This is a genomic window from Prosthecobacter sp. Pr1 (genome assembly GCF_057652315.1).
Genome location: NZ_JBYFBS010000004.1, coordinates 57,563 through 83,230, shown reverse-complemented (window position 1 = coordinate 83,230; position 25,668 = coordinate 57,563). Strand labels below are relative to the sequence as shown.

The window sequence follows — 25,668 nt, the reverse complement described above, 5'->3', positions numbered from 1 at the left end:
GGCTTCGGTCTTCCTCATTTCATTTGGCATGCGGCAGATCCCAGGCCTTCAGCCACTCCACCTTCGTGCGCTTGAAGCCCTTCTTCAGCAGGCGCTCCTCCATGTCTCCTAGATGCGCGGCGCCGTAAAAGATGGCGATCCGCTTTTTCCCGGTGGCAATCTCCTTGTCCATGACCTGCAGCGCCACCTTGTTCCGCTCTCCCACGAGCACGGTGCCGTCGCCGGTCTCCATGCCCGCCATGATGTCCTCCACACTGTCGAACTCCTGGGCGATCATGCGCTTCAGCTCCGTGCTGCTGTCCTTCATCGTCAGAATCTTCAGCAGCATCACCATCCCGGCGGTATCCGAATTGACGCCGCGCTTTTCATTGACCTCTTTCTGCGCCTGCGCCGCCTTGAGGTAGAGCGAAAGGAAGCTCTCCTGCTTCTCGGTCTGCGTCTGCGTAAACTGGGACATGTCCATGTCCGCATGCACGAAATTCTTCGCTGTGTAGTCGATGCCTTCGAGCTGGCCGTGCAGCTTTAGCGTGTCACGCATCATGGTCTGCAGCTGACCAACCCACTGCAGCTTTTCCGCCTGCTTCTTGGCCTCGGGCTTGCCCCGTTCCTCAAAGGACGGGCCGACGAGTTCATACAGCACCGCCTCATAGCCTTTGAACCGCACGTTCAGTCCGTCGAAATACGCCTTGTCAGCGATGTGGATGGCCCCCACAAGGTCCACTTTGACCTTCTGCGGCGACTCATAGCTCACCACCGCCGTTTGCAGACTGTCGCTCTCATCCTCCTCCACAAACCGGATGAAGTTCGTGGGCTCTTCCGCTGCCGTCAGCACGGCAAAGGCCAGAGTGGCTTGCAGCAGCAGAAGTCGTTTCATGGTCGGCCTCCTTGTTTCAGCCTTCAATCTTGAAAATGCGTGCGAAGAAGGCCTTCATCTCCTCCCAGGAGGCCTTGTCGGCGGCTTCATTGTAGGCTGCACCTTTGCTGTTGTCATTGCCCGCACCCTTCTGCGTAAAGGCATGCACCGCGCCGGGGTAGCTCACCAGCTTGTAGTCCACCTTCGCGTCCTTCATCTCCTGCTCAAACGCGGCGATGTCCTTGGCCGGCACAAAGGGGTCGTCCGCGCCATGCAGCGCCAGCACCTTGCCCTTGATGTTCTTGCCGTCGGCAGGAGTCGGGGAATCGAGCCCGCCATGGAAGCTCACCACACCCTTGATCAGCGCGCCGCTGCGGGCCAGCTCGATCACCCCGGTGCCCCCAAAGCAGTAGCCGATGGCGGCAACTTTGGAGAGGTCCGTCTGCGGGTCCTTGTCCAGCACCTCCAGCGCGGACAGCATGCGCTCGCGGTACAGCTTGCGGTTGCCTTTGTACTTCCCGGCCTCCTTGCCAGCTTCTGGAGGCTGCGGGCGGATGCCTTTGCCATAGATGTCGGCGGCGAAAACGTTGTAGCCGAGCTCCGCCAGCATGCGGGCCCGCATCTTCTCGTTGTCACTCAAGCCGGTCCACTGGTGGATGATCAGCACAGAGGGCAGCTTGCCGGTCTTGGCGGTATCGACGACGTGCAGGCCTTCGCAGAGCACGTCTCCGGATTTGTATTCGACGACAGTTTCCTTGATCTCAGCCTTCAGCAGGCTGGTGGAAAGTAGCAGGGAGGAGATGAAAAGCAGAGCGCGGTTGGTTTTCATGGTTGTGGGGGCAGTGTACACAGAAGGAAGCGAGTTTTCCAACTCGTTTCCCGGATGAACTCGAAAGATGTTTCTACTTGAGTTCTTGAATGCGGATGTTTTTCCACATCACTTCCTTGCCCACCGCTTCGGTTTTTTTGCCAATCCCGTGCACCTGCAGGGCGATGACGCCCTCGGCGGTCATGTCATCAGTGAAGTCCGCAGCCAGAACCCCATTGATGAAAGTTTTGATGCTGCTGCCACGGCACTCGATGCGCGCCTGGTTCCACTCACCCTGCCTGAAGGCCTTGCGCGCCGCCTCGTTGTTCTTCAGATCAAAGAGCCAGCCACGGCGGCCCTCGTCATACACGCCGCCCGTGAAGGCACGCGCACTCGGATCAATCTCAAACTGGTAGCCATGCACCCGATCCGCCGGGAATTTCTTCTTTTTCCCCGCGATCTCCACTTCCGTCTCCTGCGTGTAGTAGTTGCTGCGGAACTGAATCCCCGAGTTCATCGAGGGATCAACCTTGAACTCGAGTTCCAGGATGAAGTTCCCGTACTTCTTCGTCGTGCACAGGAAGGAGTTCCCCGTGTCCGGCACCGTCTTGCCCACCACCGCACCGTTTTCCACACGGTACTCCGCCTTGCCGCTGTGCTGCTCCCAGCCTGCGAGGGTCTTGCCGTCAAACAGCGGGACAAAAGCGTCCTCGGCATGCAGGGCGGCAGTGAGGGAGAAAACAGCGGCGAAAGAAAGCAGACGGTTGGTCATAGGGCGGTGATAAACGGCCTGCCGCGCACGGTCTTTCTCCTCTCATGCATCAAGAACCGTCACACCCCGGTCACAAACCTTGTCCGGTTTTGGCTCGCACTGCGGGATGAACCCGCTAAAACATCCGCAGACTGCTCCAACCCAACCCATGAAGCGCTACTCCCTCGGCATCGACTACGGCACCAATTCCTGCCGCTCCCTCCTCATCGACCTCGACAACGGCGCCGAAGTCGGCTCCACCGTCTTCAATTACCCGAGCGGCGAGATGGGCATCCTGCTCGATCCCAAAGACCCCCACGTCGCCCGGCAGAATCCACAGGATTACCTCGACGGCCTCGAAGCCGTGGTGCGCGGTGCCTTGCAGCAGGCTCAGGCAAACGTTCCCGGCTTTGATCCCGCGCAGGTCATCGGCATCGGCATCGACACCACCGGCAGCACCCCCATTCCGGTCAACCAACAGGGCACGCCACTCGGCCTGCTGCCCGAGTTTAAGAACAACCTCAACGCCATGGTCTGGCTCTGGAAAGACCACACCGGCTACGCCGAGGCAGCAGAGATCACGCAGCTAGCCCATGAGATGCGGCCCAACATCATCGCCAAATGCGGCGGCATCTACTCCAGCGAGTGGTGGTGGAGCAAAATCCTCCGCCTCCGCCGCGTGGACGTCCAGGTCTTCGAGGCCGCATTCAGCTTCGTCGAGCATTGCGACTGGATTCCCGCCGTGCTCACTGGCAACACCGATCCTCTCACGCTCAAGCGCGGCGTGTGCAGCGCCGGGCACAAGGCCATGTTCAGCACCGAATGGGGCGGCCTTCCCGACACCGAATTCCTCGCCCGGCTCGACCCCGCACTCGCCGATCTCCGCGACCGCCTCTACTCCGTGGCCCACACCGCCGATGTGAAGGCCGGCTCTCTCTGCGCTGAATGGTCCCTGCGCCTCGGCCTCAAAGAGGGCATCGCCATCAGCGTCGGCGCGTTTGATGCGCACATGGGCGCGGTCGGCGCAGGCATCAAAGAAGGCACGCTGGTGAAAATCCTCGGCACCAGCACCTGCGATCTCATGATCGCTCCTACCAGCAAACCTCTCGCCGACATCCCCGGAGTCTGCGGCATCGTGAATGGCTCAGTTCTCCCCGGCTACTACGGCATCGAGGCCGGACAAAGCGCCGTGGGCGACATCTTCCTCTGGTTCGTCAATCACCTCGTGCCCGACACCTACGGCGCCACCGTGGGCGAAAAGTTCGTGAACATGGAGAAGGCCATGCTCGGCAAAAAGCCCGGCTCCACCGGCCTGCTCGCGCTCGATTGGAACAACGGCAACCGCACCGTGCTCGTCGATGTCCGCCTCACCGGCCTCCTGCTCGGCCAGACTCTCCACACCGAGGCTCACGAGATCTACCGCGCCTACATCGAAGCCACCGCCTTCGGCGCGCTCACCATCATCAAACGCGTCGAGGAATACGGGGTCAAAATCGAGGAAGTCATCAACACCGGCGGCCTCTCCATCAAAAACGCCACCCTCATGCAGTGCTACGCCGACATCATCGGCAAGCCCATGAAAGTCAGCCAGAGCGAGCAAACCTGCGCCCTCGGCGCCGCCATCTTCGGTGCCGCCGCCGCCGGGGCAGGGGACATTCACACCCTCCAGTCCCAGGTCACCGCCACCCGCGAAAAAGTCTATTACCCCATTCCCGAAAACCAGGCCGTCTACGCCGAACTCTACACCCTCTACCGCACCCTCCACGACGCCTTCGGCACCACCGAATGGAGCGGCAAGATCAACCACGTGATGAAGCAGTTGCTGGATATCCGCGCACGGCAGAGCTGATGCGAGGGCTTGTTTTTGAGCCGAGCTCGGCTAAACTCCGTCTGTGGAAACAGAAACCCTGGCCCGCAAACTTGGCACCACGACGCACCTCTCCCCGCTGCTGATGAAGGCGCGTCGGCTGGGGCTGCGTGTGCCAGAGGATCTGCGCGTGCTGGCAGTTCAGCGCGGATGCCGCCATTACTGGCAGGGAGATGAGCCTGAGGGCGAACTTGTCCCGGTAGAGAGTTTCTCGAATGAGGAACTTGCCGTGGCGCTGCTTTCCATCGCGCAGGTTTACGATCCTTTTTCGATCCGTTGCGGGGCTGCCATGCTCGGAGCGGAAGGGAATGATCCGCAGGTGCTGGCGCGGCTTGCGGTTTGGGAGCGCAGCGAAATGGTCGTCGCCTATGTGGCGGCATGCGGTAGGAAATACGAACCGGACAATTCTTTTTGGACTGAACTGCTGGCGCTGCTGCCGCCCATGCCGGAGCCTAAAGACGGCGTGATGCCTCATCCCACCCGCTTCGTGGCGATGAATGGTTACGAGCGGCATGTGGGGAGGAAAACTACTTTTGAATGGCAGCGTCCACGGCGTTTTGCGGCATGACTAATGCTGAGATTATTGCCTCCACCCTGGATGGTTTGCTCGACCATGAGGTTTCATTGGTGGCTTATGGCCGTGCCTCCATCGCGCTTGGGTTCGATGACGTGCCTGCAGCCATTGGACGTTCATTGGACATGGATGTGATTTTACGCTTCTCCAAGTCCGCTGAACTTGAAGCAGATGACCAGTTTTGGGAGGCCCAGGCCCGGGTGAATGCAATCTTGGAAAAGCAGGGCCTCTACATGACACATCTGTTTCAAGAGGATCAGGTCTTTCTCCGCCCGGACTGGGAGAATTTCATCGTTCCGGTGCTCCGTCCGGCCACTCGCTTTCTGAAGCTCTTTCGTCCTCACACCATCGACCTCATTCTGACCAAAATGATGCGAGGCAACGACCCTCAGGACATGCAGGATGTGGAGTTCCTGATCCGACACGATGGCATCACCAGCGAACAGATGGAGCCCGCCTTTCGCGACGTGCGCATGCCGGACATCCATGAACTGCGAGATGCCTTCGAACGTGCGCTGCCGGTGGTGAGGCGGTTGCTCGACACTTATTCGCCCTCGTGAGCACCATGGACTGGCGCCACATCCTTTACCCAGCCCTGCTTATTCTGCTCCTCTGGCTGGGACCGTATGTGTCTGTCATCTTCCAGCAGGATTTCTCCAAAACCTCGCCGGACACCTCGGCCAGTGATCGCCGCCTCATCCGTCTCTGCCTGCGTGGCTTGATCGCGATCACCGCCGTCTTGCTGTTGTATTGGTGGCTCGGCTGATGTGGCGGAAGCTCTTCGCCTCATTCTCGCAAGCTCCCCCCTCTCCCCGGCGTTTTCTCCCACTCATGACTTTCCGCACGCTTTCCCTGCTCCTCGCTCTCACCCCTTCGCTCCTGCCTGCCGAAGACTGGCCGCAGTGGCGCGGACCGCGTCTCGATGGCACTTCCAAAGACACCGGCTTTCCGATCTCCGCAGATGGCAATGTCACATGGAAAGTCGAGCTCCCCGGCAGCGGTCATGCCTCGCCCATCGTATGGCAGGATCGCATCTTCATTGTCGCCGCACTGACAGAAAACCAGGAGCGTGTCCTGCTCTGTCTCGACCGTGCTTCAGGAAAACAGCTCTGGCAGTCCACGGTCCTCAAAGCACCCATCGAAAGCATCCACAAACTCAACAGCCAGGCCTCCAGCACCCCCGCCACGGATGGCGAGCGCGTCTTCACCGCCTTCCTCGACAACACCGAGACCGACGCCACCCGCGCCGCCAACGCCGGTCGTGTCATCGGCAAAGGCGAAGTGCCCAAAGGCACCGTCGTCATCTCCGCACATAACTTCAGCGGCAAACAAATCTGGCAGGTGCGCCCCGGCCTCTTCTCCAGCAAGCACGGCTTCTGCTCCAGCCCCATCGTCTTTGAAGACAAAGTCATCGTCAATTGCGACCACGATGGGGACGGCTACATCGTCGCCCTCGCCCGCGCCGACGGCAAGGAGCTGTGGCGCATCGCACGCCCCAACAACACCCGCAGCTACTGCGTCCCTCTCATTCGCGACATCGGCGGCCGCACCCAGATGGTCCTCTCCGGCACCATGTGCGTCACCAGCTACGACCCGCGCACCGGCAAGCTCCTCTGGATCATCGACGGCCCCACCGAGCAGTTCGTCGCCTCCATCGTTTACAGCGATCAATCCGGCCTCCTCTACATGACCGGAGGCTTCCCCGAGCACCACCTCCTCGCCATCAAGCCCGACGGCAGCGGCAACGTCACCAACACCCACATCGTCTGGCGCACCAACAAAGGCGTCTCCTACGTCCCATCACCGCTCATCGAAGGCAGCCATCTGCTCAATGTCTCCGACTCCGGCGTCGCCCACTGCTTCGATGCGAAATCCGGCGAGATCCAATGGGAGGAGCGCATGCGCGAGCACCACGCCTCCCTCACCAGCGCCGAAGGTCACGTCTTTTTCATCAACGACTTCGGCATCCTTCGCACCGTCCAGCCCGACAAGACCTACAAGCTCCTCGCCGAAAGCGAACTCAAGGAAAAAGTCTTCGCCTCCCCCGCACTCAGCGAAGGCCAGATCTTCATCCGCAGCGACAAAAGCCTCATCTGCCTCGGCAAACGCACCCCGAAAACCGCCGCGCGGTGAAGATTTCTTCTTCAGCTTCCACGCCTTTACATCCCATCCTCATGCTTCACCGCACCCTCTCCCTTCTCCTCGCCTCATCCCTCGCAGCCTTCGCTGCCGAGCCCGTACCTGAATTCAAAGGCTCCATCGAAAAACTCGATCCCGCGCTCGATGCCTTGATCGCACCCGAAGCAAAAATCGAAGTGCTCGCATCAGGCTTCAACTGGTCGGAAGGCCCCGTCTGGCGGGATGGCGGCCTCGTCTTCTCAGACGTGCCGGAGAACACCGTCTTCGGCTGGAAGGAAGGCGACACCGCTGCCAAGGTCGTTCTCAAACCCAGCGGCAGTCTCAGCGGAGACGGCCAGGGTTCGAACGGCCTCCAAGTCGATGCCCAGGGAAATCTCATCCTCTGCCAGCATGGCGAGCGCCGCATCGCCCGTCTCGAAAAAGACGGCACCTTCACCTCTCTGGCGGACAAGTATGAAGGCAAGCGCTTCAACAGCCCGAACGATCTCGTGATCGCCAAGAGCGGCACCATCTTCTTCACCGATCCTCCTTACGGCCTGAAGAAAGGCGAAGCACCAGAGCTCCCGCAGCACGGCATCTACTCCGTGACTCCTGCTGGCAAAGTCTCGCTGGTAATCTCAGACATTCGTTTCCCAAATGGCATCGCCCTGAGCCCCGACCATCACACGCTCTACATCGCCGTGTCTGATCCGAAGAACACCCGTGTCATGGCCTACGATCTTCAGGACGACGGCACCGCCAAAAACGGTCGCGTCTTCTTCGATGCGCAGCCTCTGAAAAGTGCCGAACGCAAAGGCGGCTGCGATGGCATGAAGGTGGACGCCAATGGCAACATCTGGACCACCGGCCCCGGCGGCGTTTTGATCATCAGCAAAGACGGCAAACACCTCGGCAGCATCCTCACAGGCCAGGCCACGGCAAACTGCGCCTTCGGCGGCGCTGACCACAGCACCCTCTACATCACCGCAGACATGTTCCTGCTGCGCGTGAAGACGCTGACAAAAGGACTCTAGAGCAATTCGTAAAACTCATTTCCCGATCAAGCCGAGCATTCCGATATGGACTGCGGTCGCGTAGTGAGGAACGAACGCAGCTACCGCTTTCGCCGGACTCGGTGATTCATGCGTGTCAGAAAATTCCAGTAAGCGGGAGCCGATGATTCTTCGCCAGCCGGTCACTTGACGCATACCACTAGCCACTCGAAATCAGCAGCTCCTCGCAGCGGCACTCCAATGCGCTCCGCAGAGGCAAAGTCTAAAAATACCGCTTCTTTTGGAAGTCAGTTTTGGAAACTGCTCTGACAAGGCAGGGAGCTTCTGACCTCGATCACGGTGAGTCAGGCTGCGTTACCGCGACCCGCAACCTCATCACCCTTCACAAGCTTCACCAGCGCCAGCGCATTCATCACCGCCTTCGGCACAAACGACCCCGGCTCCACATACTCCGGCAGCTTGCTCCCGTCAGCCGTGCGTTCAGAGCAGTGGGCATTGGCACCATAGGGTCCGAGACCATCGAGAGTGGGTGCCAGGTGCCAGAGGTGGTTCGCATCGCTCAAGCCACCGCGCGGTACAGAGACCGCCGTGAGATTCATCATCGCAGCAGCCTCATGCCAAAGGTGAAACAAAGCTTCAGACTCCACACCCCCAGGCCACGCAGCAGTGATACCGGTCCGTTCCGCTATGAGCTTCGCGCCGTTGGCCGCCGTTCCGCTGAGCGTTGCAAAAAAATCATCCGCATGCTGCAATGCCGCAGGCTCCGTGGCCCGGCACTCCCACTCGGCCACGGCCTCATGCGGTACGCGATTCACCACCGTGCCACCCTGCACCAGGCCGATGTTCACCGTTCGCTCAGCTTCCGCATTCGTCAGCGCAGCGATGTCCGGCAGCACACGGGCCAGCGCATCGATGGCATTGATGCCCTCATGGTGCTTGCTGCCCGCATGCGCGGCCTTGCCTTCGGCGCTGAGTCTCCACGTGCTGCGCCCTTTGCGCGAGGTGACAATGTGCCAGCCGCGCTCATCCACCGGCCCGCCTTCAAACACCAGCACCGCGCGCGCTTTCCCTCCGCAACGTTCAGTGGTCACACGGCCAAAATCGTCCCCCGTGATTTCTTCAGCAGCATTGGCAGCCACGAGCCAGTGCGTGCGCTCAAACACCTCGGGGGCCGTATCTCGCAGGCTTTGCAAGATGAGCCAGATCAAGGCCGTGCCGCCTTTGTTATCCACGGTGCCCGGCCCATAGATGCGGCCTTCCTCGGGCCGTTCATCCCACTTGAAATCATTGAGCCGTTCTTCTTCCGGTGGAAACACCGTGTCTGAATGCGTGACGAGAACGATGGGTTCACCACCCTGACCGCGATGCGTGAGAAAGAGGTGATGGCCGGTGCCGGGAGTGACACAGGGCGCAAGTTCAGCCTCAAAATCCAGCGGCGCAAAAGCGGCTGCAGTCAGTCGGGCCACTTCATCCACGCCTTCAGCATTGGCGGTGAAGCTGTTGATGGCCACCAGTCGGCGCAGGAAGTCGAGCGCAGCCGGGAGATGGAGTTCTGCGGCGGATTGAAAAAGAGAAACGTTCATCGCGGTACAGCGCCAATGCCAGGCAGGTTGGGCATGATGAGGTTGCCGGTGGCATCATATGTGATGCCCGTGAAGTCGTCATCGGCCACGTAGAAATGCCCGTCGAGGTCGATCCAGTCGGCCCACGGCGCCAGATGCGCCGCTGCCGTGGTGCCCAGGCTGGTTTCGATCATGCAGCCAAGCAGGACTTGCAGACCCTGCTCTCTCGCCGCCGCGATCATGGCCACAGCAGCATCCAAGCTGCCGCTCTTGAGGAGTTTGATGTTCACTCCATCCACGAAATCCGCGAGTGCGATAACATCCGCCACGGTTTGCACGCTTTCATCCGCGAAGATCGGCGGGGGATTGCCAGGAAGCAGCGTGCGCAGTTCTTCCCAGCCATCGACACCAAGGCGGTGATGGATGGGCTGCTCGATCAGCGTCGGGCTGTATTCCGCAACCTTCTCGATCATGAGCGGAGCCTCGGCCATGTCCCAGCCGCCGTTCACATCCAGCAGCAGTTTCGCATGCGGCGCAGCCTGGCGTGCGACGGAGACGATGGCAATGTCCAGCCCCAGGTCACCTGAGCCGAGCTTGAGTTTGAGCACGGGAAATTGGGTGGCGATCTCGCGAACCTTGTCCGCAAAAACATCGAGATCCTCGGGAATGCTGAAGGAGCGGCAGCCGGGAGGCGTGTGATGCACGGGCATGCCCAGCTTTGACTCGGCGTAGGCTGCCAGTGTCCGGCCGGACTGGTGGCCGATGATGTCATGGCGCAGCAGATTGAGCGCGAGGCCTGCGGTGCGCGGCAGTACTTCCGGCAGCACGGCTTGATTGAGCACGGCCAGCGTCAGCGCCGGATCTTCTCCATAGTAAGGGACAAACGGGGCCTCAGTGACGCGTTCTCCATTCGAGACACGAAGCACCTGGCGCGTAGCCGAGGTGCCGTGGGCGATGCGAAAAGGCTCGCTGAGATGAAGGGTTTTGATCTCGAAGTGCAAGGCTCCCAGTCAAAGGTCAAGAGCCCCGCAGGTCAAGGAATCCTGTCTCGATCTTGTCTCGTGCTTCTCTTCCGAGTCACTGCGGCTTCGGGTCGCGGCTGAATAGCCGCTGGAAGAGGTTCTTCTTCTTCGCAGGAACCTCCACCGGCTCAGGCACGGGCGGCGGCGGCACCTGCGGAAAGCGCTGGGCTGCCTGAGCTCCCGACGTGGTGCGAATGTCTTCGCTCAGCGAGGTCTCGCGGACGCTTTCTGTGTCAGTCACGACCTGCGGCTGAATGAAAACAATCAGCTCCTTGCGGGTCACGCTGTTGTTGTCCGTGCGGAAGAGCTTGCCCAGACCGGGGATTTTGCCGAGGAAAGGGATGCCGCTCTGGCCGAGGTTTTTCTCCTCGGAGATGAGGCCGCCAAGCACGATCGTGTTACGGTCCGGGATGGTGACGGAAGTGACGAGCTGCTCGGTGCCGATGATGGGTACTAAATTTGGCGTAATGAGCTGGGTGCCGATGAGGGTGTCGTTGATTTGAGAAATGGTGAGCGTGACTTCGCCATCGGTGTTGATCAGCGGCACGACCTCGAGTTTCAGAACCACATCCAGGTAGCTGGTGGTGGACGTGACGGTGCCGTTGAGGTTGGCGGCGTTCGTGACGGTGCTCGCCGGATACGGAACTTTGCGCCCGGAAGAGATGACCGCCTTCTTGTTGTTCAGGGCGAAAATGGAGGGCCGGGAGAGGACTTTGAAATTACTGTTCGTCTGCAGCGCGTTGAGGAAGATGCTCAGACCGCTGCCGGCGGCTCCATACAGGTTCAGGCCTGAGGTGGGACCGAAGGGCGCGGTAATCGCATTGTTGCGCAGGTCATTGATGGCGCGTCCCGCGCCGCCCGTCGTGCCAAGGATGTCCGTGCGGCTGGTGATGCTGCTGGCACTGAAGTTCTTGTTGGTAAGAGAGGAGATGTAATCCACCCCGGTGGTCATCGTGTCGGTGAGGGTCAGTTCGCCGATGACGGTGGCGAGGTAAACCTGCGAAGGCTTGCGGTCGAGCTTGTCGAGCAGGGCATCGACTTTGGAGATCTCCTCCTGCCGACCAATCACGATGATCGTGTTCGACATCGGGTCTGCGACGATGCGGGACTTGCCAACCAGCACGGACACCGGGGCATTGTTTTCCGTGGGACCGGACACGACGTCAGCACGGGAGCCTCCAGTGCTTGTAGCTGATGATGTGGTGCCGGTGGTTCCTGTGGACGCACTGGCGGTGTCAGAGCCAGATGCGGAGGAGGCGGTGTTGCCCACCACGCCACCCCGTGTGCCCTGGGTGGTTCTGCCCCCAAGGAGCTGGCTGCTGTTCGTCGCCAGCACCTGCTGGCGCTGTTGTTGAATGCTGCCCCCGCCCGGCAGCTGGGTAGTGCCTGCGTTCACTTCCTGCAGGCGGTCCACCAGCGCACTCAAGACATCCAGGGCGGCGGCATACTTGAGCTTGCGCTCATACGGCTCCGTACTGTCCAGCGGCTTGTCAAATTCAGCGATGAGGCTGGCGACGTAGGTGTAGTCCAGCGGTGAAGCCACGACTAGGATCTGGTTCAAACGCGTATCGGCCACCACCTGCGTGCTAGGCTGGGGATTCAGCGCATTTTGATTCGATGACAGCGATGAATTGTTTGGCATGGACGAGGGCGGCCTTGGGGCGTTGTTGTCGCCGCCTTTGTTGTCACGGCCATCACTGGCGGCAGAGCCACGGATGGTGTTCACGCCTTTCGTTTCCTTTTCCTGCGCCTGCGCATTCAAGGTGGCCTGGATGATCTGGGCGATCACTGCGGCATCGGCAAATTTGATGGGAATGAATTTCGTGACCAGCGTGGAGCCGGTGTCACCGAGATCAATGGCTTCGCGGATGCCGATGAGCTGCTTGACGATCGTGGCGCTTTCTGTGATCAGCAGTCCGGGCGGGGAAGTCACCGGTGTGATGCGGCCATAAGCACCCAGACCGACGTGACCTGAGAACATGGTGGCCGCGTCTTCAGGCGCGAGATAGTCCAGCTTCATGAAGTAGGACACGATGCTTTCACCGTCAGGGATGTCCATGGCACTGGTGTAAAACCGCACCCCATGGGAGAACTGCACGGCATTCGCACTTTGGTTGCGTGCCGGCAGGATCTTGGCGCTGTTGCTGCCAGGCTCGTTCACGATGGCGTAGCCGTTCGCGAGCAGTGAGGCCTCGATGAGCTTGATGGCCTCGGCCTTGGGAACCTGCTTGGGGGTGACAAGGCTGATCGTAGCCCCTTCAAAAATGTTGGTGTCCTTGATCAGCGTGTAGCCCGTGAGCTTTTCATAGATCGCCAGCAGGTCGGCCACGGGATTGTTGGCAAACTGCATCATGACGTTGTCTCCGGTGATCTGGAAGGCCTCCGCCTCTCCTGCGGGACCACCCGCGCCGTCAGCACTCATGCCGCCAGGACCACCAAAACCACCGCCCGGTGCTCCAAAGCCACCACGGCGGCCAAAACCGCTTCTCCCTCCGCCAGGGAAGCCGCCTGCAGGAGGACGCGCACCGTCGGGAGGCATTGCAGGGGCAGTGCCGCCTGCTGCAGGGGAGGCGACTGTCGGAGTCGGTGGGGGAAGGGGAGCCGGTGTCGTTGTCGTGGTTGTTGTGGTGGTCGTGGCCGCAGGCGTTTCCGTCGTGGCGGCTGCAGGAGCTGCAGCAGGTGTCGGCGGTGGGGCTGGCGGTACAATGCTCTGCCCGCGCACAACGGCGGAGATGGCAAACAGAAGCGTGGTGAGGGCAGGAAGACAACGATGCATGCGAAAGGGATGTGGCGTGAGTGGCAGGTGTAGGCGGTCAGCGGGGCGTGTTATTTGCCCCCGCCGTCTTCTTTTTGGATCTTTTCAAACATGGTGCGGATGGCGTTGCGGCGCTCCTCCTCAGGGGCGTTGCGGAACTTTTCATCGCTGAACTTTTCACGCATGGCATCGCGGAACTTTTCCTTGGCTTTGTCGGAGAGGCTTTCGTACTTTTTCCGGTCTTCCTCACTGGGGCCCCGGTTGCCTCGGTTGAAACGGTCTCCGCTGGAGGAATCACTGCGCGGGCCTTTGTCGCCCTTGTCACTTTTTCCTTTCGTCAGGTCGTTCTTGTCCAGCACACTGTGACGGATGCTGAAGGTCTCCCCGCCGATGGCAATCTTGGCCTGGGCGCGCTCAATGTTGCTGGTGGGCAGCGCTTCAATCAGTTTCCAGCCTTTGAGATTGGGTTCTTCGCTGACGACCAGGGATTGCTTCTCGTTCTTGTCAAAAATGGTCACGACCGGTTTGCCATTCACGTAGGCCATCCCCGTGAGAACGAGGGAGTCAGAGATGCTGACGATGCGGGTGAATGGGGAGTTCTGAATGATCGCGCTCAAAGACGTCGCATCAAACGGCTGCGGCAGGTCGGGGTCCACCGGCCCGGCTGGCGCTGCGGGGGCCGCAGGTGCGGCCACGGGTTGCTCCGGTGTCAGGAGTTCGTCCCCGGGCAGTGCCAGCAGATCCGAAGTCGTGAGCGGTGCCTCAGCAGGCGCAGCTGGTACAATCGACTGCGCGCGCAGGCTCAGTGCCGCGCTCAGCATCAGCAGAGTGGTGGAAAGAGTTTTCATGGCTGGAATCCGGCTTCAGGTTTGAACCAGCGCGCCAGGACGAGGTTGCACAAGGCCTGGGGTGTCTTTTCTTTAGCTTTGCCGTCGATCTCCAGCTCCAGCTGCTTGATGGCTTGAAACTTTTCCGGCGACTGCAAAGTGGCCAGCCAGCCCAGCAGCGTGGTTTGATCACCGCGCAGCCGTACTTCGACGGCCACCTCACGATACACGGAGGCATTCGTCTTGCTGTCAGCGGCATCTGGCAGCAGCTGCTGCTTCTGCACCTGCAGCTGATAGTCGAGGGCCACATTCTGAATCTCTTCCAGCAGCTTGGCCTGCGCCGTGCCCAGGCTTTCGGTGGTGGGCATGTGCTGCTCCATCCACGCCGAGCGCTTGTCCCAGAACTCACGGTCGGCCATCCAGTGGCTGTTCTCCTTCTTCTCATTCTCCAGCGAGGTGATGCGCGCCAGCACCGCCGTGCGGCGGTCCAGAAACTGCTTCAGCATGATGAACGTCGCCATCAGCAGCAGGGCGCCAATGCAGGCTCCGAGCAGTTTCTTTTCACGTTGGGTGAGGGCGAGTGCCATGGAATTTGAAAAAATCGGATTCGTTACGGCAGTTTGCCTTGGGCGCGGAAGGAGGCCGTGGTGCCTTTGACTTCAGGCCGGGGATTCGTCCATTCATAGCGGCTGAGGACGCGGTTCTTTTTGAAATCTTCGATGAATTGAAACGCGAGTTGCGCATCCCGTGCTTCACCACGGATGTCGATCTCCTTGCCCTTCACTTCAAACTTACGAATGACGATGCCGCTGCCCGGCATGATGCGGTTGATCTCACCCAGCAGAAACAGAGGATACCGCTGCGGCTCGATGGCCGGCGCCAGCACTTTCCAGCGTTCATTCGCCTTGCGCACCGCCGCCGCTGGCTCGCTCGTGACCTCCACCTCTTCGGCCAGTTTTTCCGCCCGCTTTTCTTGGAAATGCAGATACGCAAAACCGAGGAATGCCAGCGACGCATACAGCATGCCCCCTAGCACCAGCGCACGGATGAGCTTGGAGCGCTGGGCGCTCGCGCTGATCGCCGTCCGCACCCCTGAGGGCAGCATCTTCGTCCAGGTGCGGGTTTCCAGTGCCCCATTGGGCGGCAGGTCAGCGAGCACCCGCACCGGCAGGTCCAGAATGGAGCTCAGACGCGTGGTGAGCCCCTTGTCAAAATTCGCTCCCACCAGCGCCACCCCGTCAATCGTGTCGGGTCCCAGTTCGGACTCCAAGGTCAGCCGGGCCAGGGTGATCTCCAGCGTCAGCACATCTTCCGCAGCCGGTGCCTTGGCAAAAATGTGGCTGTGGTACAGCTTGCCCTGATGACTGGCCGCCAGCACCAGATCTCCCTGTTCTTCGATGATGACAATGTGTCCGGCAGGCAGCTGAGCCAGCCTCAGCGCGGCGGTGTAATCGCTGGCGTGCGATGCGGCCAGTGCTTCCGGGAATGGCTCCGCCAGAATGTCCACACTCACGATGGCAAGTCCGCCGTTCTGGCCCAGCAGATGCCAGCGGTAATTTCTGCCCACAGCATCCTGCTCCAGCTTGAAGCCTCGCCGTTCCAACTGGGTGGAAATGATCTGCTCCAGCAGTTCGGCATCCGTCTGCGGCAGGATCAGCCCGATCGTCCGGCATGCCGAGGCAGGCAGCCCGATCAGCAGCGGTTTGCTCACATGCTTCGCCTCGGCCGGGCTTTCCACCGTCTCAGCACTGGAGGTCGCGCGCGGCTTCCACACACGCCAGGAGGCATCAGGGGCGGGGAGGAGCAGGGTAGTGGCGGCGAGTGACATTCGTGAAGGGCTGGGTAGAACGCGCGATCGCGTGGGAAGTTGCGTGATTGAATGACGATTATCGAATGTCCGGTGATGCTCTGGTTGTCGAGTCCGTTTTACTCCTCAATCCTTCCGAGATAGGTCACTGCCCCCGTCGTCTGATCGCGCCGGGTGACGAGGATGATCTTCGAGCGCTTCGTCCCCACCCAGCCGATGCTGGTGATGCGGCGCAGCGTCGTGTCGCTGTCATTGACGATGCCGCTCACAGCGTTCAGCCTGTCCCCGTTGAGGCCGAGAATCTGGTAAGCCTCCGGCGCACGGATGCGGCGGTCGTCCTCCGTCCCGGGAATGCCATCTCCGCCATCGCGTTCGCTGATGAAGCGCTGCACGTCGTTTTCGGATGCCCCGGTGATGGCCAGCAGCACATCCTTGAAAACCGTGCGCAGGTCGATCTGTCCCTCTCCATAGATGCTGAAGAAATTACGCCAGTCCGGCTTTTTGCGGTCCACGGCATCCATGCCACGCACCAGAATCATTTCTTCCACGCGTATGAAGCCCCGGTTGCGCGGCGCGTCATAAATTCCCAGGCTCTTGTAATACTCCGCCTCCGCACCGTTGGCGCGCTGGGTGCTGTCATTGTCCACCCAGTCCGCCAGTGAATCCGCCGCCACACCAGCGTCTTCCGCATTGAGCTGCCAGTAGATGAAGAGATTGTAGATCGCCTCGCGCAGCCGCTCATCCGTGATGTAGTTGATCGGAATGCGCGCGCCTTCATAGTTGATCACCACGTCGAAGCCGCTGTCAGGCCCCACCTTCTGCTTCATCACGATGTCCCCCCGCCGCGTGCTGGGGTGCAAACCCACCGCGATGCCGCTTTCCGCAAGATGCAGGGCGCGGAAATCATACGCCGCCTGTTTGGATTCCTCCGCGCTGTAAGTGATGTACTCCACCACCCCCATGACCGTCACGGACATGAGCAGGATGGCCCAAATCATGAGCATGAGCGCAGACCCCCGTGCAGATGCCGGACGAACGTTGCAAAAAGTGCTGTGAACAGAAGTCTTCATGGCCCGGCACCTCCACCGCCGCCGCCAGGAGGGCCACCCCCGCCACCGGGAGGTCCACCACCAGGAGGCCCTCCGCCTGGAAAGCCGCCTCCACCTGGCCCACCAGGACCTCCACGCCCCCCACCGCCGCCTGGTCCGCCCGGGCCACCCGGTCCGCCTCCCGGCCCACCGCCGCCGGGACCTCCACGTCCGCCTCCCGGACCGCCTTGGCCATTGTTACCACCCGCGCCGCCCTGCTGGTTGTTGTTGTTATTATTGCTGTTGCTATTGCCATTGGTGGCCGGTGCTCTCCCCGCGATCAGCGTCAGCACTGGCAGGCTGAAAACCATGCGCACTGGCAGCGTCCGGTTCTTCATCACCAGCTGGCCTTCGATGAGGTCCGGCCAGTTCGACTTGCTCCACTCCTCATACCACGTCTCCTCCTTCTCCACATAGAAGCGCCATTTGAAGGACACCACATCCGGCAGCAGCGGCATCCAGTACCGCCCCTCCGTGTCCGGCGCATAGATTCCCGTCGTGGACTGTTGAATGCCCGACTTCATGTCCCCGGTCTGCGGGATCAAATCCTCACGCGACAGGCTCAGGTAGTTCAGTGGTTTTTGGTTGTCGTCCACCACCGCATCCGGGTAGGGCCGCAGGCTCAGGATGGTGTCCTTGGAGGTGATGGGATTGTTGCCAAACGGAAAGCAGTCCGGCGAGCCGGTGATGGTCAGTTCCTGAATCACCGGGTCCGTACCCTGCACCAGTTTCAATGCCAGCGTGGCCGTGCTCGGCAGCGTGGCAAACGTACGCCGGCACAGCTCAATGTACCGGTTCATGGAATCGCTCTCACGCTGGATGTGCTCGATCTCCGACGCCCCGCGCACCGAGCCGCGGATGATCGCAAACAACGTGGCCGTGATCATCGACAGGATGGTGATGCCGATCACCACCTCGATCAACGTGAAGGCGGAACGCCGTCTAGGGCTGGGCAGGCTTGTAAACATAGACGTCGAGGGTGTCCCCCTGCGGCACCCCGTCAAAAGACGAAGTCGCGTGGATGGTGAGTTTGTACATGTCGCTCAAGATGCCGCCGCTGGTGGTCTTCAGCGACAGCGCCTCCGTGCTGGTCGTGTAGGTGATGCCGTAGGTCGTGTCGGAGATGGTCGTGCTCATCTTGGCCAGCGGCTTGTTCCGCAGCTCTTCAAAAACATTGCGCATGCCGATGCGGATGATCTGGTCACGCTTCAGCAGATTCGCCGTCTCCAGCGCCTGGTTTAGCGACTTTGCCAGCCCCAGCACCGCGAGGGCAAAAATCGTCAGCGCCAGCACCAGCTCGAAGAGAATGTACCCGCGCGAAACCGGGCGCTGCCGGCGATGGAATTTCGCGTTCATCGCAGATCAACGGTTTCCTTCACGATGTCTGCCGTCAGTGCCGCAAACTCCACGTCAAACGTCGAGGACGGTCCCTCCACATGGATCTTCAGCGGCTGGCAGACGCCGCTGGGCTGAAACACCCACAGCTTCACCATCTCCCCTTCGATTGGCGTTGGCTCAGCATCATACCAATGCTGGATCTGGTACTTCACCTCTTTCGGCAGTTCGTATTTTTCAGACCAGTATTCGTCATACTTCGGCGCAGGCGGGGCCAGCGGCAGTTCCGTGGTCTTGTTAGATTTGCCGCCATTGTCGATATCCGTTTTGTCACCCTCTTCGATCGTGCTCTCCACGGCAGGTGCCGCTTCGCCCGCCGCGAGAAATTCGTTCAGTTCCGTGAGCTGCAGGTACGGATTGAAATAGCGGGATGCCGTGAATCCCGTGGCATGGAAGGCCACCTGGTAGGGCCGCTTCTCCTGCATGGCACGCATGCGCGCCTCACGTGCCAGCTTAAGCAGCGCCGTGACGGGTTCCCGCGCCAGCCGCTCATCCTGGAAACCTTTGAGCATCGGCACCGTCGCCGCTGCCAGTACAGCGACGATGGTCAAAGCAATGACGATCTCGATTAACGTAAACGCCCGGGCGTCTCCATGCCGAACGAAGGAGCGATGACGGGTGGTGAGGGCATCACTCGCGTCATGGCTGGTCTTCGTGCTTCGGCATGCAGGTTTCATGGGTCATTTCGCCGCCGACTTCTTCCAGTTGCCGAGGTCGTCTTCGTCGCCGTCGATCCCGTTCGGGCCAGCCGTCCAGAGGTCATAGGGCTTCTTGGATTTCTGGGCTGGGAAACGGTACTTGTATGGCAGGCCCCAAGGATCTTTGGGCAGCTCTTCCATGAAGGCGCGGTAGTTTTCAGGGATCGGCTCCAGCGTCGGCTTTTCCACCAGCGCCATCAGGCCCTGCTCGGTCGTCGGCATGCGCAGCGCACGGGATTCATAAGATTGCAGCGCCAGCCCGATGGCTTGCAAATCGCTGTCCACTCGTGTGTCCTTGGCGGAGTCGATCTGGCCTTTGAGCAGGTAAATCGAACCGGAGGCCAGGATGGCGATGATGGTCAGCGTGATCACGATTTCGATCAGCGTGAAGGCGGCGGCAGGGAGTGTCTTGGGGTTCGAGGTGCGGATTTTCATGACGGGACGATTGAACAGGATTTATGGAGAGATGAACAGGAGGAAATGAAGTTGGTTGCGCCGGCTTTAGCCGCCACCACGGATGCCCGTGACGCTTTGGGCGATGGCCGCAACGATGGAATACGCCACCGTGCCGACCATCACGGCCATCACGATCAGGATGATCGGCGTGATCATCGAGGTCATGCGTTTGATACGCTTGTCGAGCTCCTTGTCGTAACGGATGGCGCATTTTTCCATCGATTTGCCAAGCTGCCCCGTCTGCTCACCCACGGCGATCATGTCCGCCAGCAGCAGGGGAAAGCTGCCGACCTTGCGCAGTGTGTTGGAAAGCGGGGCTCCTTCGGAGACCATGCTGGTCACCTTGGCCAGCAGCGACTGGATGAAGACGTTCGCAGAAATCTTGGAAACGAGGCGGATGCTGTTCAGCAGCGGTACCCCGTTGGTGATCAGATTGCCCAGCGAATGCGCGAACTGCGCATAGAAGCGCATGCTCATAATCGCGCCAAACAGCGGGAGCTTGAGCTTCGTTTCATCCCACCACATCCGGCCCGCCGGGCTAGAGATGTAGCCCCGGAATGTAAGCACACCTGCCGTGATGGCCGCTGCGATGGCCCACCACCACTGGCCCATGAATTGATTGAAGCTGATGAGCAGCTGCGTGGCTGCGGGGAGCTTCTGGCCGTTCTTGCCCATCAAGTCCATGATCTGTGGCACCATGAAAGTCATGAACACCACCATGAGCACGATACACGCACCGATCAGGAAAGCCGGGTAGATCATCGCCTGCGTCACCTTGGCCTGCAGTTCGGCCATCACCGCCAGATTGTTGGCGAGGCGTCGCAGGATGCTCGGCAGCGAGCCGCTCACTTCGCCAGCCGCAGCCAGGTTGCAGTACAGATCGTCAAAGCTTGGCGAAGCTTTCCTCAGCGCTTTCGCCACCGATGAGCCCTCGCGCAGTTCGTTCCGCATCGTGCTGGCAATGATGCGCAGCGTTCCCGACTCCTGCCGTTCCTGCATCACCCGAAATGCCTGGTCGATCTGCAGGCCGCCATCCAGCAGATCCGCGAGTTCTTCCGTGAACAAGATAAGCTGGGCGCGCTTCAGCTTCACGGGGCCTCCTGCGGCGGCCGCCGCGATTTTCGCTTTCGCTGCATCGGACTTTTCGTCCTGCGTCACCTTCACCGGCGTCAGTGCCTGAGCCTCAATTTTTCGAAATGCCTCCGCACGCGAACCGACCGTGACGGATCCCGTGACGGTCTGGCCGGTGGTGGTGAGGGCGGTGTAGGTGAAGGCGGGCATACGAGGAAGTGACGGAAACAGGCGGCAGGTGCCAAATGGATCAATGACGCCGTGACAAAATACGGTCGCGTTTGGCTGGGTTGATTCTGCCGTCAATAATGGCGGTCAAAATGACTGTCTCATTCACAATGCGGTAATAGAGAACAGATTGAAAACGCTTCGAGTTCACGTGGTGATAACCGCGAGTTTGGCGGTGGATTCCTCCCGTTGTTTCAAGCTCAGCAATGTCAGCAAGGATGCACTCAACAAAATAGTTCCCGAGACCTTGTTGTTGGTTTTCATAAAACTTATGAGAGGAGGCTATGTCCGCTTTAGCGGCCCGGACGACCTGGACCGTCATGACAGCTCCCCGCGCAGTTCTTTGGAGAATTGCTCCAGACTGATGAGCTCCGTCTCTCCAGTCGCCAGCATTTTCTCACGCTCGGCAAGGACATCGAAATGCCACTCCTGAGGGCCGATCTCTTCGACAGCGAGATCGCTTTTCAGCCAGTCAAACACCTGCCATTTCTGTGCAAGGGAAAGGCTTTCCAATGGAAGCTCAATAGGAGGATTGGCGGAGAGTGTCATGGTCAAAGGATATTCATGGGAGGGGGCTTCGCAACACTACTCAGTCGCCGCTGTCACGGTCATCACTTCCTCCAGTGTCGTCACCCCTTGCGAAGCCTTCCGGAATCCATACTGCCGCATGGGCACCATGCCGTCCTTGAGCGCTTGCGCCTTGAGTTCCATGGTGTTGGCGCGTTTGTTGATCTTGTCCTGCAAGGCTTCCGTCATGAGGCAGATTTCCATGATCGCCAGACGTCCGGTGAAACCAGTGTTGCGGCAGGCACGGCAGCCCACAGGATTGAACAGCTTGTCTTTCCACTCCAGAGGGAAACCAATGCAGCGCAGGTGGCTTTCCTCGTGATGCGCGGGCTGCTTGCACAATCCGCACAGCGTACGCACAAGGCGCTGCGCCTGGAAGGCCCTCACCGAGGACGAAATCATGAAGGGCTCGATGCCCATGTCCAGCAGACGCGAGATGCCGCCGACGGCGTCATTGGTGTGCAGCGTCGAGAAAACAAGGTGACCCGTCAAAGCGCCACGGATGGCGATCTCGACCGTTTCTTGGTCGCGCATTTCCCCCACCATGATCACATTCGGGTCGCCACGCAGAATGCTGCGCAGGCCGGCGGCGAATGTCAGATCAATCTCCGGCTTCACCGCGATCTGGATGATGCCGTCCAGCTTGTTTTCCACCGGGTCTTCAATGGTGACGATGCGGCGCTCCTTGGTGTTGAGCTCCTTGAGGAAAGTGTACAGCGTGGAGGATTTGCCAGAACCCGTCGGGCCTGTGACGAGGATGATGCCGTTCGGCGCCGCGAGCAGCTTGCGAATCGTCGCCTCCGTGGCCGGGTCGAGCCCGAGTGCCATCAGGTCAAATTTTTTGCGCGTCAGCAGGCGGAGCGCCACGGACTCACCATTCACGCTCGGGATGGTGGCCACACGCACGTCGATGGGTTCGCCATCGAGTTCGAGGTTGATGCGTCCGTCTTGGGGCAGGCGGCGCTCGGCGATGTCGAGATGCGCCATGATCTTCAGGCGCGAAATGAGCGATGCCTGCAGCAGTCGCATGTTCGGCGGCACAGGAACTTCCAGCAGCTTGCCATCCACCCGGTAGCGGATGCGCAGATCGCGCTCCAGCGGCTCCACATGAATGTCCGTGGCGCGTTCCTTGAGAGCTTCACGGAAGATCTGGTTCACAAAGTTGAGCACCGTGGCCTCTTCATCCGCCTCGTCCAGCACCGTGGTTTCCTGCTTGAGGTCGTCGTGCTCGTCACCGCCTTCACGGCCTTCCAGCAGCTCTTCAAAGTTTTCCGCACCCACGCCGTAGCCTTGATGCAGGGCTTCGAGGATGCGGTGGCGCGGCGCGATCTGCCAGTGCACGCGTTTGCGCAGTTCCTGGCCCACCGCCTGCCGTGCGCTGAGGTCGAACGGGTTGTAGGTCAGGATCGTCGCCTCACCACTCGCCACATGCATCGGGCAGATGCGGTGGCGCAGCGCCAGTTTGGCGGGGAAGTTGTTGCGCAGTCCTTCAGCGGCTTCGCCGACGCCTTCTTCGGCATACGGCATGCCCAGACCGGTCGCTAGCTGGGCAAAGAATCGGTCTTCATCCACCATGCTGCTGTCCACCACGGCATCCATGAGCGGCTGGCGGTTGTCGGAGGCCACTTCGAGGGCATGGCGCAGCCGGGTGGGTTCTTCGCATCCTGCGCTGGCGGCGGTTCGTACGAGGACGTCGATCAAAGTAGGGGTGGGCATGTGGGGCGATACAACGCCGCAACGAGGGCAAAGTTTCGCGTTCTCTGCAACAGGATCATCCACAAAGAAAAACGGTGGAGTGAGGGGAATCATGTGCTACATGCGCAGCCTCTATGAATTCGCACTTCCCCATTCTCCGCCGGTCCTTGCAGGTGCTCGCCTTTGCCGGACTCGCTCTCGCTCTCAGCAACTGCGCCGGCAGCAAAACAGGCGGCCATTCCTCCCTGAGCTATGACCCAGTAACGAAGCCGGTGAAAAATCCCTCGAATGTGCGTGTGAAGCTCAGCACAGGCGCCCAGCGCGTGTATGTGATGGAAGGCAATGAAGTGCTGCTCGCGACCCCATGCTCCGTTGGCACCGCCAGCGCCCCGACCCCCCAGGGTAACTTCACCATCTACAGCAAAGTGGCCAACCGCCGCCGTGCCAGCAGCCCCGGCGCCGGCTATCCCATGACCTTCTGGATGGAGTTCAAGTCCGCCTACGGCATGCACTGGGGCTGGGTGAAGCCTTATCCCTGCACCCACGGTTGCGTCCGTCTGCCGATCAAGGCTGCACAGAAGATTTTCAGCATGGTCAAGAGTGGAACTCCGCTCAACATCGCCTCATCCCAGCCTGAAGACGCCACCATTGGCAAAACTCTCCCAGTGCTTGATGATAGCAAGCTCGCCGACCCGCCTGATTCGTATATGAACAGCAACAAGGTCTTCGAAGACGCCGCCAAGGGCAAAATGTACTATTGATTTAACTTATTCCATCTCATGTCTGCACCCGCCCCAGCCGCCCGCCGTGTGAATGTTCGCACCCCGGAGGTCATGGAGCGCGTGCAGGCCGAGGTGGAGACTCATTACCGCAGCCATATTGTCGAGCAAATCCGCTCCAAAGGCAGCGTGATTCAGATTGGCAGCACTACCGTTCGTCTGGCACGGGATTTCGGCTTCTGCTACGGCGTTGAACGCGCCATCGACCTTGCCTACGCAGCTCGCAAAGTATTTGCCGACCGCCGCGTCTTTCTGCTGGGTGAGATCATCCACAACCAGGAAGTGAACCGCCAGCTCACCGAAATGGGCGTGGTGAGCATTCCCAACGTCGATCATGAGGCCATGGTCGCCACCATGACGGCTGAAGACGTGGTGATCGTGCCTGCCTTCGGCGCGGAAACGCGCCTCATGAAGCTCATCGCAGCCTGCGGCTGCATGGTGGTCGACACCACTTGCGGCGATGTCATGAGCGTCTGGAAGCGTGTCCGGCAGTATGCCAAGACCGGCTTCACCTCCATCATTCACGGCAAAGCCAGCCATGAAGAAACCCGCGCCACCTCCTCCCGTGCCATGGGCGACGACGGCATGGGCAACTACCTTGTGGTGCTCACCCTGGCTGATGTCGATTACGTCTGTGACTACATTCGCAACGGCGGTGACAAAGAAGCCTTCATGAAGCGCTTCCCGGCCACTGCTCATTCTGACGGCTTCGACCCTGATCTGCACCTCACCCGCATCGGTGTGGCCAATCAGACCACCATGCTCAAATCGGAGACTGAAGAAGTTCAGCGTCGCCTGCGTCAGGCCGTTCTGGACCGCCACGGTCCCGAAGTCGGCGTTACCAATTTCCAGGTCTTCGACACCATCTGCGGTGCCACGCAGGAGCGGCAGGACTCCCTCTTTGGCCTGCTCAAGCAGCCCTTGGACGTGCTCCTCGTCGTTGGCGGCTACAACAGCTCCAACACCACGCACCTCGTCGAAATCGGCGAGCAGCAGCTCCCCACCTTCTTCATCCGCACTGCGGACTGCCTCAAATCACTGGAGCAGATCGTCCATTTTGACCTTCACCTCAAGGCAGAGAAGGAAAGCTACTCCACCAAGCTCGCTGGCGATGGTCCGGTGACCGTCGGCATCACCGCCGGCGCCTCCTGCCCCAACAATCTCATTGAGGACACCGTGCTGCGCGTGTTTGGGTTGCGGGGGGTCGATGAGGCCGCTGTCCGTGCCGCTTTGGATTTGAACTGACATGCAGCACACTCCGACCATTGAAACCCGCGAAGAGGTAATGTTTTTCGACACCGACTGCGGTGGCGTCGTCCATAACATCGCCTACCTCCGCATGATCGAAACCGCGCGCACCCGCCTGGCCAGCCTGATGGGCATGAAAATGCGTGAAATGGCGCAGACCCAGCTCTTCCCCGTCGTGGTGCGCACCGAGATCGATTATAAAAAACCAGCCAGACTCGGTGACGAACTCATCATTCACGGCAGGCTCGAAACCGTCGAGCGCGTCCGCTTCTGGTGCTCCTTCGAAGTGCGCCGCGCCGAAGACAACGCCCTCCTCATCACCTGCCGCCAGTCCCTCGCCCTCGTCCAAATGCCCGAAGGCCGCCCCGCCCGCCTGCCAGACGACTGGAAAACGAAATACGCGCACCTGGCAAAAACAAAGTAGATCAGTTGCGCCGCAACTGGTCTGGCAGGAGAGGGATCATCTTGATCCCTCCACGCTCCGCC

27 protein-coding genes are annotated in these 25,668 nt (G+C 60.3%); 9 read left to right on the top strand and 18 right to left on the bottom strand.

Features of this window, described 5'->3' with window-relative positions; translation table 11 throughout:
- Nucleotides 1-19: 19 nt before the first annotated feature.
- From AC24GY_RS08005 to AC24GY_RS07995, 3 genes are all read right to left on the bottom strand, one after another.
- Nucleotides 20-874: a hypothetical protein gene (locus AC24GY_RS08005; RefSeq protein WP_487681811.1), complete on the bottom strand. Its 855-nt coding sequence runs from the start codon at nucleotides 872-874 to the stop codon at nucleotides 20-22.
- A 16-nt stretch (nucleotides 875-890) separates the two neighbouring features.
- Nucleotides 891-1,682 carry a dienelactone hydrolase family protein gene (locus tag AC24GY_RS08000; protein WP_487681809.1) on the bottom strand — a complete coding sequence of 264 codons (792 nt, stop codon included), beginning with the start codon at nucleotides 1,680-1,682 and terminating at the stop codon, nucleotides 891-893.
- Between the two features lie 73 nt (nucleotides 1,683-1,755).
- A complete protein-coding gene (locus AC24GY_RS07995) occupies nucleotides 1,756-2,433 on the bottom strand; it encodes a 3-keto-disaccharide hydrolase (RefSeq protein WP_487681807.1) in 678 nt (225 codons plus the stop codon).
- Nucleotides 2,434-2,581: 148 nt separating this feature from the next.
- Here AC24GY_RS07995 and AC24GY_RS07990 point away from each other — a divergent pair, with 148 nt between their 5' ends.
- The 6 genes from AC24GY_RS07990 to AC24GY_RS07965 all read left to right on the top strand — a co-directional run bounded on the left by AC24GY_RS07990 (nucleotide 2,582) and on the right by AC24GY_RS07965 (nucleotide 8,005).
- Complete coding sequence (locus tag AC24GY_RS07990) at nucleotides 2,582-4,261, top strand: ribulokinase (RefSeq protein ID WP_487681805.1); 1,680 nt, start codon at nucleotides 2,582-2,584, stop codon at nucleotides 4,259-4,261.
- 43 nt (nucleotides 4,262-4,304) lie between these two features.
- Nucleotides 4,305-4,847: a hypothetical protein gene (locus AC24GY_RS07985; RefSeq protein WP_487681803.1), complete on the top strand. Its 543-nt coding sequence runs from the start codon at nucleotides 4,305-4,307 to the stop codon at nucleotides 4,845-4,847.
- The gene (locus AC24GY_RS07980) at nucleotides 4,844-5,413 is read left to right on the top strand and encodes a hypothetical protein (RefSeq protein WP_487681801.1); all 570 of its coding nucleotides are present in this window, start codon (nucleotides 4,844-4,846) and stop codon (nucleotides 5,411-5,413) included. Before AC24GY_RS07985 ends, AC24GY_RS07980 begins: the two co-directional genes overlap by 4 nt.
- Nucleotides 5,414-5,418: 5 nt before the next feature.
- The gene (locus AC24GY_RS07975; protein WP_487681799.1) at nucleotides 5,419-5,619 is read left to right on the top strand and encodes a hypothetical protein; all 201 of its coding nucleotides are present in this window, start codon (nucleotides 5,419-5,421) and stop codon (nucleotides 5,617-5,619) included.
- A 65-nt stretch (nucleotides 5,620-5,684) separates the two neighbouring features.
- The gene (locus tag AC24GY_RS07970) at nucleotides 5,685-6,986 is read left to right on the top strand and encodes a PQQ-binding-like beta-propeller repeat protein (RefSeq protein WP_487681797.1); all 1,302 of its coding nucleotides are present in this window, start codon (nucleotides 5,685-5,687) and stop codon (nucleotides 6,984-6,986) included.
- A 41-nt stretch (nucleotides 6,987-7,027) separates the two neighbouring features.
- Nucleotides 7,028-8,005, top strand: coding sequence for an SMP-30/gluconolactonase/LRE family protein (locus tag AC24GY_RS07965; protein ID WP_487681795.1), 978 nt, complete (start codon nucleotides 7,028-7,030; stop codon nucleotides 8,003-8,005).
- Between the two features lie 323 nt (nucleotides 8,006-8,328).
- On the opposite strand, the gene AC24GY_RS07960 is transcribed toward AC24GY_RS07965, so the two are convergent.
- From AC24GY_RS07960 to AC24GY_RS07890, 15 genes are all read right to left on the bottom strand, one after another.
- Complete coding sequence (locus AC24GY_RS07960) at nucleotides 8,329-9,567, bottom strand: M20/M25/M40 family metallo-hydrolase (RefSeq protein WP_487681793.1); 1,239 nt, start codon at nucleotides 9,565-9,567, stop codon at nucleotides 8,329-8,331.
- Nucleotides 9,564-10,547, bottom strand: a complete 984-nt coding sequence (locus AC24GY_RS07955; RefSeq protein ID WP_487681791.1) for an enolase C-terminal domain-like protein — start codon at nucleotides 10,545-10,547, stop codon at nucleotides 9,564-9,566. The genes AC24GY_RS07960 and AC24GY_RS07955 overlap by 4 nt, the downstream gene beginning before the upstream one ends.
- A 76-nt stretch (nucleotides 10,548-10,623) precedes the next feature.
- Entirely contained in the window at nucleotides 10,624-13,344 is a 2,721-nt protein-coding gene (locus tag AC24GY_RS07950; protein WP_487681789.1) for a secretin N-terminal domain-containing protein, read from the bottom strand.
- A gap of 50 nt (nucleotides 13,345-13,394) precedes the next feature.
- Entirely contained in the window at nucleotides 13,395-14,171 is a 777-nt protein-coding gene (locus AC24GY_RS07945; protein ID WP_422319763.1) for a hypothetical protein, read from the bottom strand.
- Complete coding sequence (locus AC24GY_RS07940; RefSeq protein WP_487681787.1) at nucleotides 14,168-14,737, bottom strand: GspMb/PilO family protein; 570 nt, start codon at nucleotides 14,735-14,737, stop codon at nucleotides 14,168-14,170. Before AC24GY_RS07940 ends, AC24GY_RS07945 begins: the two co-directional genes overlap by 4 nt.
- Nucleotides 14,738-14,760: 23 nt before the next feature.
- Complete coding sequence (locus AC24GY_RS07935; RefSeq protein WP_487681785.1) at nucleotides 14,761-15,978, bottom strand: hypothetical protein; 1,218 nt, start codon at nucleotides 15,976-15,978, stop codon at nucleotides 14,761-14,763.
- Between the two features lie 98 nt (nucleotides 15,979-16,076).
- Nucleotides 16,077-16,955, bottom strand: a complete 879-nt coding sequence (locus AC24GY_RS07930; RefSeq protein WP_461525724.1) for a hypothetical protein — start codon at nucleotides 16,953-16,955, stop codon at nucleotides 16,077-16,079.
- 68 nt (nucleotides 16,956-17,023) lie between these two features.
- On the bottom strand, nucleotides 17,024-18,013 hold the full coding sequence (locus AC24GY_RS07925) for a type II secretion system protein (protein WP_487681783.1): 990 nt from the start codon (nucleotides 18,011-18,013) through the stop codon (nucleotides 17,024-17,026).
- Nucleotides 17,988-18,401 carry a type IV pilus modification PilV family protein gene (locus AC24GY_RS07920; protein ID WP_487681781.1) on the bottom strand — a complete coding sequence of 138 codons (414 nt, stop codon included), beginning with the start codon at nucleotides 18,399-18,401 and terminating at the stop codon, nucleotides 17,988-17,990. Before AC24GY_RS07920 ends, AC24GY_RS07925 begins: the two co-directional genes overlap by 26 nt.
- On the bottom strand, nucleotides 18,398-19,117 hold the full coding sequence (locus tag AC24GY_RS07915) for a pilus assembly FimT family protein (RefSeq protein ID WP_487681779.1): 720 nt from the start codon (nucleotides 19,115-19,117) through the stop codon (nucleotides 18,398-18,400). The genes AC24GY_RS07920 and AC24GY_RS07915 overlap by 4 nt, the downstream gene beginning before the upstream one ends.
- 3 nt (nucleotides 19,118-19,120) lie before the next feature.
- Entirely contained in the window at nucleotides 19,121-19,573 is a 453-nt protein-coding gene (gene gspG, locus AC24GY_RS07910) for a type II secretion system major pseudopilin GspG (protein WP_422315264.1), read from the bottom strand.
- Between the two features lie 66 nt (nucleotides 19,574-19,639).
- The gene (locus tag AC24GY_RS07905; protein WP_487681777.1) at nucleotides 19,640-20,875 is read right to left on the bottom strand and encodes a type II secretion system F family protein; all 1,236 of its coding nucleotides are present in this window, start codon (nucleotides 20,873-20,875) and stop codon (nucleotides 19,640-19,642) included.
- A 40-nt stretch (nucleotides 20,876-20,915) separates the two neighbouring features.
- Nucleotides 20,916-21,215, bottom strand: a complete 300-nt coding sequence (locus AC24GY_RS07900) for a type II toxin-antitoxin system RelE/ParE family toxin (protein ID WP_487681775.1) — start codon at nucleotides 21,213-21,215, stop codon at nucleotides 20,916-20,918.
- Nucleotides 21,212-21,442, bottom strand: a complete 231-nt coding sequence (locus AC24GY_RS07895; protein ID WP_422315258.1) for a hypothetical protein — start codon at nucleotides 21,440-21,442, stop codon at nucleotides 21,212-21,214. The genes AC24GY_RS07900 and AC24GY_RS07895 overlap by 4 nt, the downstream gene beginning before the upstream one ends.
- 36 nt (nucleotides 21,443-21,478) lie before the next feature.
- Nucleotides 21,479-23,176 (bottom strand): GspE/PulE family protein, encoded by a 1,698-nt coding sequence (locus AC24GY_RS07890; protein WP_487681773.1) that lies wholly within the window; start codon nucleotides 23,174-23,176, stop codon nucleotides 21,479-21,481.
- Between the two features lie 113 nt (nucleotides 23,177-23,289).
- Between AC24GY_RS07890 and AC24GY_RS07885 the strand changes: the two genes are divergently transcribed.
- From AC24GY_RS07885 to AC24GY_RS07875, 3 genes are read left to right on the top strand one after another with little or no spacing between them, the layout of a single operon-like run.
- The gene (locus AC24GY_RS07885; RefSeq protein WP_422315254.1) at nucleotides 23,290-23,916 is read left to right on the top strand and encodes a L,D-transpeptidase; all 627 of its coding nucleotides are present in this window, start codon (nucleotides 23,290-23,292) and stop codon (nucleotides 23,914-23,916) included.
- Nucleotides 23,917-23,934: 18 nt separating this feature from the next.
- Nucleotides 23,935-25,179, top strand: coding sequence for a 4-hydroxy-3-methylbut-2-enyl diphosphate reductase (locus tag AC24GY_RS07880; RefSeq protein ID WP_487681771.1), 1,245 nt, complete (start codon nucleotides 23,935-23,937; stop codon nucleotides 25,177-25,179).
- A 1-nt stretch (nucleotide 25,180) separates the two neighbouring features.
- On the top strand, nucleotides 25,181-25,606 hold the full coding sequence (locus AC24GY_RS07875; protein ID WP_422315250.1) for an acyl-CoA thioesterase: 426 nt from the start codon (nucleotides 25,181-25,183) through the stop codon (nucleotides 25,604-25,606).
- Nucleotides 25,607-25,668 lie beyond the last annotated feature (62 nt).